Origin of the sequence: Mesorhizobium sp. B2-3-15, assembly GCF_006442875.1 — a bacterium.
Classification (GTDB): Bacteria; Pseudomonadota; Alphaproteobacteria; order Rhizobiales; family Rhizobiaceae; genus Mesorhizobium; species Mesorhizobium australicum.
The window spans coordinates 364,285-372,234 of the sequence record NZ_VFVO01000006.1; the positions used below are offsets into that span (position 1 = coordinate 364,285).

The 7,950-nt window shown below is 63.6% G+C and carries 6 protein-coding genes and 1 pseudogene; 3 read left to right on the forward strand and 4 right to left on the reverse strand.

What is annotated here, in order from left to right; genetic code table 11:
* Nucleotides 1-2: 2 nt before the first annotated feature.
* From FJ954_RS15310 to FJ954_RS15325, 4 genes are all read right to left on the reverse strand, one after another.
* Complete coding sequence (locus FJ954_RS15310) at nt 3-605, reverse strand: ANTAR domain-containing response regulator (RefSeq protein WP_140661846.1); 603 nt, start codon at nt 603-605, stop codon at nt 3-5.
* A gap of 122 nt (nt 606-727) precedes the next feature.
* On the reverse strand, nt 728-1,042 hold the full coding sequence (locus FJ954_RS15315; RefSeq protein ID WP_140661847.1) for a hypothetical protein: 315 nt from the start codon (nt 1,040-1,042) through the stop codon (nt 728-730).
* A gap of 110 nt (nt 1,043-1,152) precedes the next feature.
* A complete protein-coding gene (locus tag FJ954_RS15320; RefSeq protein WP_140619516.1) occupies nt 1,153-1,953 on the reverse strand; it encodes an endonuclease/exonuclease/phosphatase family protein in 801 nt (266 codons plus the stop codon).
* A gap of 137 nt (nt 1,954-2,090) precedes the next feature.
* Nucleotides 2,091-3,554 (reverse strand): phosphatidylserine/phosphatidylglycerophosphate/cardiolipin synthase family protein, encoded by a 1,464-nt coding sequence (locus FJ954_RS15325; protein ID WP_140661848.1) that lies wholly within the window; start codon nt 3,552-3,554, stop codon nt 2,091-2,093.
* A gap of 460 nt (nt 3,555-4,014) precedes the next feature.
* On the opposite strand from FJ954_RS15325, the gene FJ954_RS15335 reads away from it, so the two are divergent.
* The 3 genes and pseudogenes from FJ954_RS15335 to FJ954_RS15350 form a co-directional block, all read left to right on the forward strand.
* On the forward strand, nt 4,015-4,209 hold the full coding sequence (locus FJ954_RS15335) for a hypothetical protein (protein ID WP_015315963.1): 195 nt from the start codon (nt 4,015-4,017) through the stop codon (nt 4,207-4,209).
* 724 nt (nt 4,210-4,933) lie between these two features.
* Nucleotides 4,934-5,353, forward strand: a complete 420-nt coding sequence (locus FJ954_RS15345) for an AraC family transcriptional regulator (RefSeq protein WP_015315964.1) — start codon at nt 4,934-4,936, stop codon at nt 5,351-5,353.
* Between the two features lie 197 nt (nt 5,354-5,550).
* Nucleotides 5,551-7,950 (forward strand): annotated as a pseudogene (locus FJ954_RS15350) (calcium-binding protein); the annotation flags it as partial.

Sequence of the window (7,950 nt, forward strand, 5' to 3'; positions counted from 1 at the left end):
GCTCATTCGTCCTCCGCCGGTCCGAGAAGCCCGGCGGCAGTCACCAGGCTTTGGGCGATGTCGCCGATCTTGCGGTTCTGGTTCATCGCGGTCTTGCGCAGCAGCGTGTAGGCGGCCTCTTCGGTCAGGCCGCGCGACTTCATCAAGATGCCCTTGGCGCGGTCGATCACCTTGCGGCTCTCGAGTTCGCTGCGCGCCTCTTCCAGTTCACGTGCCATGCGCGAGAAAGCGTTGAAGCGGCTCACCGCCATGTCGAGGATCGGCTTGACGCGCTCCTGCCTCAACCCGTCGACGACATAGGCCGAAACGCCGGCATCGACCGCGGCCTCGATCGAGGCCTGATCCGAGCGGTCGACGAACATGGCGATCGGGCGCTTTACGGCCCGCGACAGCTGGAACATGTTTTCCAGCATGTCGCGGTTGGGATTGCCAAGGTCGATGACGATGACGTCGGGTTCGATCTCGGCAATGCGGCGCGCAATGCCCGAGACGTCATGGATGACGGTGACCTGCTGATGACCCGCCTCGCGCAATCCGGCTTCGATTATCGAAGCGCGGATGCGGTTTTCGTCGATCACCAGGACGGCGAGGGAAGTTCGGACCATGCCCGCATTATGAGCAAGGCCGCAAATTTGTGCAATGCAGCATAGCCACCGACCCTGGAAGGTCGGTGGCTATGCCCAGAATGCCTGGTGGCGAAAAGTATCGGCTTGGCAGGAGACGTTGATCAGCCGCAGACGCGAACGTCTTCGACCACCCTGTGGTGGTGGCGCCAATGCACGACCGTCTCGATGTGGCAGCGGTGATGGCGGTGGTGACGCCAGCGGTAGCCGTCGTTGTCATACTGGACGCTCTGGTCGCCATCATACTCGTTGTCGTAGCGGCGCTCATGATGACGGCGCACGACGATTCCCGAATCTTCGTCCGAGGAATATTGGTTGCCGTCGTCGGACTGGATAGTCACGCTGGCAGCCTGCGTGGGCGCAATCGCCGCAGCTGTCGCGGCAAACGCCAGCACCGAAGCCAAAATCAACTTTTTCATTCCGTCCTCCTGCATGTTCAACACACATAAACTCGCGGAACAACCGGGTGTTCCGCTCAAATCCACACGCTTTGCGACGCTGGCGACACCAAGCCGTTATCGGCCGCATATTACAAGTGGACGAAGGCGGTCAGCGGCAGATGGTCGGAGGCCACGCGCGACAACGGTGTGTCATGCGCTTCGATGGTCCCGATCATGCCGTGCCGGTTGGCCATGATCCGGTCGAGCGCCAGCAGCGGCAGATTGGACGGGAAGGTGGGAACGGCAGGGGGCTGCGGGCCGAAGCTCGCGTGCAGCGTGTTCAGCGCGGAGCGGTTGCCGAGCCGCCATTCGTTCAGGTCGCCGAGCAGGAGCGTCGGCTTCTCGTCGGGACTGTTCATGATATCCAGCACGACCTGGGCCTGCTGCGAGCGGGAGCGGCGCAGCAGGCCCAGATGGGCCGCGATGATGCGCAAGGACTGATTTCCGTCGAGATCGATTTCCGCGACCACCGCGCCGCGCGGTTCGAGACCCGGGAGCCTGATCTGATGCACGTCGCGAACGACGCCCCTTTTGAACAGCAGGACATTGCCGTGCCAGCCATGGCCTTTGCCCGTTGCTGAAATGGGCACCGGCACGAGGCCGGTTTCGAGTTCTAGACGGTGCAGGTCGAGAAGCCCGTCACGGTCGCCGAAACGATTGTCGGCCTCCTGCAGGGCGATCACGTCGGGGGCGATCTCCCGGATGACGCGGCTGGTGCGGTCGGGATCGAACTTGCGGTCGACGCCGATGCATTTGTGGACGTTGTAGGAGGCGACCAGCGTCCCGGTGACGCCGTCCTTCTTCGCCGAGAAGGCGTTGGCCTTGCGCATCCGCCGGTCGCGAATGGACAGGAGCATATTGGCCGGCAGGCTGCGCCCGTTCATTCGCATCGCGCGCCGATCGTCCTTGCTGTTCTCACCATGCACCTAGAAATAGAGTCTTTCAGCCGATGTTCCATGGTTGGCGACACCCTATCCGGTAAACACGTCGTTTTCTTAACGACAGGTTTTTTCCCAGAGATAGTTTCCTAGAGATAGGGCGATCCCAGCCAGAGCATGCGATCGAACAGCCGGATGATGAACGGACGCGCCCGCAAGGACGCCAGCGTGACTGGGACGGCCGTTTCGATCGCCGATCCGATCCGGGTCTCGATCTCGGTGGCAAAACCCGCGTCGAGGACCTCAAGGTCGATCTCGAAGTTGAGCCGCAGCGAGCGGGCATCGAGGTTGGAGGACCCGACATAGGCCCACGCGCCGTCGATCGAAAGCAGCTTGGAATGGTCGAAGGGCCCTTCCGTGCGCCATATGCGGCAATAATTCTTCAGGATCTGGTCGAATTGCGCGGTCATGGCGCGATCGACAAGGAAGAGGTTGTTCACCGCCGGCACCACGACATCAATCTCGACGCCGCGCCTGGCCGCGGTGATCAAGGCACTGATCAATTCCCGGTCCGGCAGGAAATAGGGCGACATCAGCCGTATCGACTTGCGCGCGACCGAGAAGGCGCCGATCAGCAGTTTGTGGTTGGTTTCGTTGCTTGCATCCGGTCCGGATGCGACCGCACGCACCAGCATCGGCTGGCCGGCGGGTGGCGAAACCGGTGTGATCCGCCAGGCATCGCCCTTCAGCGCCTCCTTGGTGGCAAAGCGCCAGTCCTCGGCGGCGACGGAGAAGAGATCGGCGACAACGGGGCCGGTGACCTGGAAATGCGTATCCCTGGCGCTTTTCGACCCGGCGAACTCCGCCGAAAAACCCTTGCGGATGTTCATGCCGCCGGTAAAGGCAACCGTGCCGTCGACCACCAGGATCTTGCGGTGGGTCCGCAGGTTGGCATAGGGCAGGCGCAGGCCCATGACGATGTTGCCGTTGAAGACATCCGCCGTGATGTTGGCGCGGCGCAGATGCCCCAGGATGCTGGGCACGGAGTAGCGGGCGCCGACGGCATCGATCAGCACACGGACGGTGACGCCGCGCTGGACGGCGCCGGCCAGCGCTTCGACGAAAAGCAGGCCGACGGCGTCGTTGTCGAAAATATAGGTCTCGAGCAGGACGCTGCGCTCGGCCCCGTCGATCGCCGCGCACATGGCCGGGTAGGCCTCGTCGCCGCTTTCCAGCACCTCGATTGCATTTCCCGGGTTGAGCGTTCGCCGCGCCACCCTGTCGCCCAGCGTCCTGAGGCCAGTGAACCGCTGTCCATAGCGCTCGATGATCAACGCCTCTTCGAGGGCGACGTCGCGTTCATGCTTGGCCGACACCATGCCATCGGCGAGCGGGCGCTGGGCGCTGATCGTGGCGCGGCGGATGCGATTGATGCCGGCCACGGCATAGATCAGCACGCCGAGGATCGGCGACAGCACCATGATGCCGACCCAGCCGGTGGCGGCGCGGACGTCCTCCTTGGTCATGACAGCATGGGCAATGCCGATGGTCGCCATCACCACCGAGATGATCGCCAGTATTTGGGGCCAGTGAATCGCCAGGGTCTCGAACATTGCCGGGACTATCCAGCGAGTGCCCGCATAAGGCAATGCAGCCGGCCGTATCCACGTCTCTGCATGTGCGAGAACGGCGGCGCACGGTTATTTGAGCAGGCCAACCAGGACGCTGAAAGCGGCGTCGATATCGGCGCGGACCGCGGCCTTGACGGCCTCGCCGTCGCGAGCACGGCAGGCCGCCGCTGATCGCGAGAGCCTCGGCCGCCAAGCGTTGCTCTCCTGCTGGTGGGAACGTTCGTTTGAGGATTGAGCAGTTGGCTCGATCAACCTGCGATAAATTCCACCTGAGAGAGCCCAGCCTCACCGCGTGGGAAAGCATAGAGCCGGTGCGATCCGGCGTCGTCCCGCGCTGCTTTGGTCATCGAGGCTTCCTGTACTTTGGTACCGCATCCATTGTATATCAGAGGGAATGAAATTAGCGATGTAACACTTCGGTTGATGGCGAAGGGGGCGCCGAATGATGACGTTCAACTTCGAGGGGCCACCAGTGGGCGACGGCGATGCGCCGGCCGATTGCCAGGACCAGTTGCTGCCTCTCGTCAATGAGATCGTGCAGGCCGCGGTGGCGGCCGGCTGGAAGCGGGACGATGTTCTTCTGGCTTTCGTGGAACTCGCCTGGGATCTGTACGAGAACCGGCGCGGTGATCTGTAGCAGCGGACTGCCAATCACCGGCTCCGAACGGCGGCTCCCATGCTCGACCTCGCGGGCAAGCCATCAATCAGCGCAGGCTGCGCCAGGCACCTGCCGTCAGCGGTTGACGAGAACACAGAATCGCGCGACCGGGCGTGTCAGCACCGATTGGCGAACTCCTGGATGGCGAAGACCTCGCGCCGAGCGAAAATGAAACGCTCGGCAACTCCCATTCGCCGCCATTCTTTGTTTCTTTTCTCGAATAAAGATTTTTCTTTGCACGTGGGAGTTCTTCCCAAGCGAAGATGGCTGCGTTACGCTGTCTTCGGGGCCGGGAAGGGGATGTGAGGCGTCGTCGAAACGGCTGAGGCAGTGCCAATGAAAAATGCGGACGAGGCACGGGAAAGCGGCATTTCCCGAGGCATCGACCGGGAGCGAGCAGCTCGATACGTCCTGGACATCATTCCTGAAAGCGCAGGTCCCCACGGGGCCACAGCGCAAGGAAGCGTAATTTATTCCGTTCGCGGGCCCGGCTCGCAGACATTCCTGGCCAAGGAGTACTCCGCAGGGATCGTGCTTGCGCCCATGCAGCCTGCGCATCGTTCGCCGTCCGGACGGATCGCTCACATGAACGGGCCTCACGACGACGCCGGCCCGCGTCGAGCAATCACGAATTGTTTTTCGCGGGAACGGCCAGGGAGGCCTCGGGTTGAACTTTATCTGGAACTTATCAGGAGGCCGAAGAATGCCGGGCGATGATGGTTTCCCCGGGTCAGTTTCTCGAATCAATTCGGCGCGGCAGCCGGCGCTCACTGCAAAAGGCGGGCTTTCTCCCCGCGCCGCACGCAAGGTGCAAGACTTCCTGCACGAGAACTTCACCCGCAAGCTGGCGCTTGCCGAGATGGCTGCGGTGTGCGGGTTGTCGCCTTCTCATTTCGTGCGGGCGTTTGCCAGGACGTTCGGCGTGCCGCCGCATCAATATGTTCTCGACCTGCGGCTGGACCTCGCCGAAAGGCTGCTTGCCGACAGCCGCATGACGATCGCCGACATCGCTCATTCCAGTGGATTTTCAAGCCAGAGCCATTTTACCACCGTGATGAAGAAATACCGGCAGGTGACCCCATTGCAGGCGCGGGTAGGGAAGCTTAACGCCAAGATTAGATGAAGCGTCGCCCACACCGTTTCTTGGTTACTTGGTTTTAAAGCAGTTGCTAAGGTAACGAGCTGTTAACCTCCGCCTATATGCTCGGGTCTTTTCTCACAAGACAGCAATTTCGTGAAATACGGCAAGCAGGAATCATGTCTTCCTGCCGTGGACTGGAATTGTCAGACGATTCCATGCCGGCCAGCGGAGAGGGCACCATGACCGACAATCAGATTTCGAGCGGCTCGCCTGTTGTGCAGCGTCGCGCGGCGCATCTCGCCGGCAACTGGATCGCGAATGCCGATCCTCGCTCTCGCTCGGTTCGCCGTCGTTTGATGGCGGTCTTGCGCATGGCTCATCGCGCGCTGGGTATGGGGCGCAAGCGCCTGGGGCTGGGAACGCTGGGCGTCGGCGGGGCGCCGGCCGCGATGCTGGGCGCCTTCGCGATCGGCATGGCTGCAACGCCGGCCCTGGCGCAATATCAGGCGGGCGGCGGGTCCGCGACAGGCGGCAACGCCGTCGCCATCGGTAACGGCGCCACGGCGAATGGCAATAACAGCACGGCGTTGGGCACCTCCAACAGTGCAACGGGCGACGCTACGATCGCCATCGGCTATGCGATGAGTGTCAATGGCCTCAATTCCATAGGCATAGGCGTGTTCGCGGGCGCGACCGGCGTCAACGCCCTCGCTTTGGGCGGGAACGCCCATGCCAACGGGGACGGAGCAAGCTCGATTGGCGTCAACTCGGTTGCAGCCGCAGGCGCGGCCGCCTTTGGCCTGAACGCGCGTGCCGACGGATTGAACTCGACGGCGATCGGCTACGTTACCCGGGCGACCGGGCTGCGCGCCACCGCGCTCGGGTTTGGGGCAACAGCGTCCGGGCTGGATTCGCTTGCCCAAGGTAATAGCGCCGTCGCAAGCAATCAGAACGCCATCGCCATCGGCTTCCAGGCGACCGCGACCGCGATCAATGCCGTCAATCTTGGCAACCGAACTGTTGCGGGAGGGGGTGCCCTTCAGGAAAGCGCCATCGCCATTGGCACGGACGTACTGGCGTCTCAGGTTGATTCCACTGCGATCGGGCGTCAAAGCAAGGCAACGGGCACGTCCGCCATAGCGATGGGCGTCACAGCCGCGGCATCGGCAACTAACTCGGTCGCCGTCGGCGCCAGCACGGTTGCATCGGGAGCCTTCGGGGTCGCCATGGGTAACCAAGCGCAGGCGCTTGCAGCCGGTGGTGCTGTTGCGATAGGCTCGGGCGCAATCGTTGCCAGCACCGCGACCTCGGGCCTTGCGCTCGGCAACAATGCAAATTCCGGTGGTATTTTATCGGTTGCCGTAGGCGCCGGTACCAACGCCAGCGGCGACAATTCCACAGCCACCGGACGCCAGGCTGTTGCGAGTGGCACAAACGCCTCCTCGTACGGGACAGGATCCAAGGCTACGGGAGACAATTCCCTCGCTGCCGGCGTCAGTTCCAACGCCAGCGGGGTTGCCAGCACCGCACTTGGCATCGGCGCCGCGGCGTCGGCTACGAGCGCCATCGCCATCGGCAACAATGCCGCGGCCAGTTCCACCAACGCGGTTGCCATGGGCACCAACGCCGTGGCGACCGGCGGCCAAGCCGTCTCCATCGGTGCGAACAACACCGCCTTTGGCGACGGCGCGGTCGCCATCGGCGATCCGAGCTTCGCCAGCGGCACCGGCGCCTTCACCGGCGGCGCCAACAACATCGCCAACAGCGACGGCACGGCGACCGCGACCGGAGCCAATATGGCCAATGGCGCCGTCGCCATCGGCAACAACAACAAGGCGATCGGGCAAGGCTCCGTCGCGCTGGGCAACGGCTCCACCGCGGGCGCCGCCGGTTTCGTCGGCAATGTCGCGCTGGGCAACGGCGCCTCGGCGGCGGCAAGCTCGGGCGACGTGGCGCTGGGCTCGGGCTCGGTGACCGCCGTGGCGGTCGGCACCGCCAGTGGGGTGGTCAACGGCACGACCTATGCCTTCCAGGGCACCAACCCGACCTCGACGGTCAGCATCGGCGCGCCGGGCGCGGAACGCACCATCACCAACCTGGCTGCGGGGCGGATCAGCGCGCTCTCGACTGACGCGATCAACGGCTCGCAGCTCGCCGCCACCAACCAGGCGGTCGACGCCATCGGCGCCGTCGTCAACAACATCAATGTCGGCGGCGGCATCAAGTATTTCCACGCCAACTCGACGCTGGCGGATTCGCAGGCGCTGGGAGCCGATTCCGTCGCTGTCGGCCCGAACGCGGTGGCCAACAATGCCGGCGACGTCGCGATCGGCCTGAATTCGACGTCGGGCGCCACGACCAATGTCGGCGGCACGACGATCGGCGGCGTCAACTACACCTTCGCCGGCGGCACGCCGGCGGGCGCCTTCTCGGTCGGCTCGGCCGGCGCCGAGCGCCAGATCCAGAACGTCGCGGCCGGACAGTTGAACGGCGGTTCGACCGATGCCGTCAACGGCTCGCAGCTCTTCGCCACCAACCAGCAGGTGACGCAGAACACGACCGACATCGCCAATATCGGCGGCAACATCACCAATCTCGGCAACACGATCAACAACATCGCCGGCGACACCTCGGCGATC

Coding starts and splice junctions, on each gene's coding strand:
- FJ954_RS15310 (WP_140661846.1), bottom strand. CDS start 605: ATGGTCCGAACTTCCCTCGCCGTCCTGGTGATCGACGAAAACCGCATC.
- FJ954_RS15315 (WP_140661847.1), bottom strand. CDS start 1,042: ATGAAAAAGTTGATTTTGGCTTCGGTGCTGGCGTTTGCCGCGACAGCT.
- FJ954_RS15320 (WP_140619516.1), bottom strand. CDS start 1,953: ATGCGAATGAACGGGCGCAGCCTGCCGGCCAATATGCTCCTGTCCATT.
- FJ954_RS15325 (WP_140661848.1), bottom strand. CDS start 3,554: ATGTTCGAGACCCTGGCGATTCACTGGCCCCAAATACTGGCGATCATC.
- FJ954_RS15335 (WP_015315963.1), top strand. CDS start 4,015: ATGATGACGTTCAACTTCGAGGGGCCACCAGTGGGCGACGGCGATGCG.
- FJ954_RS15345 (WP_015315964.1), top strand. CDS start 4,934: ATGCCGGGCGATGATGGTTTCCCCGGGTCAGTTTCTCGAATCAATTCG.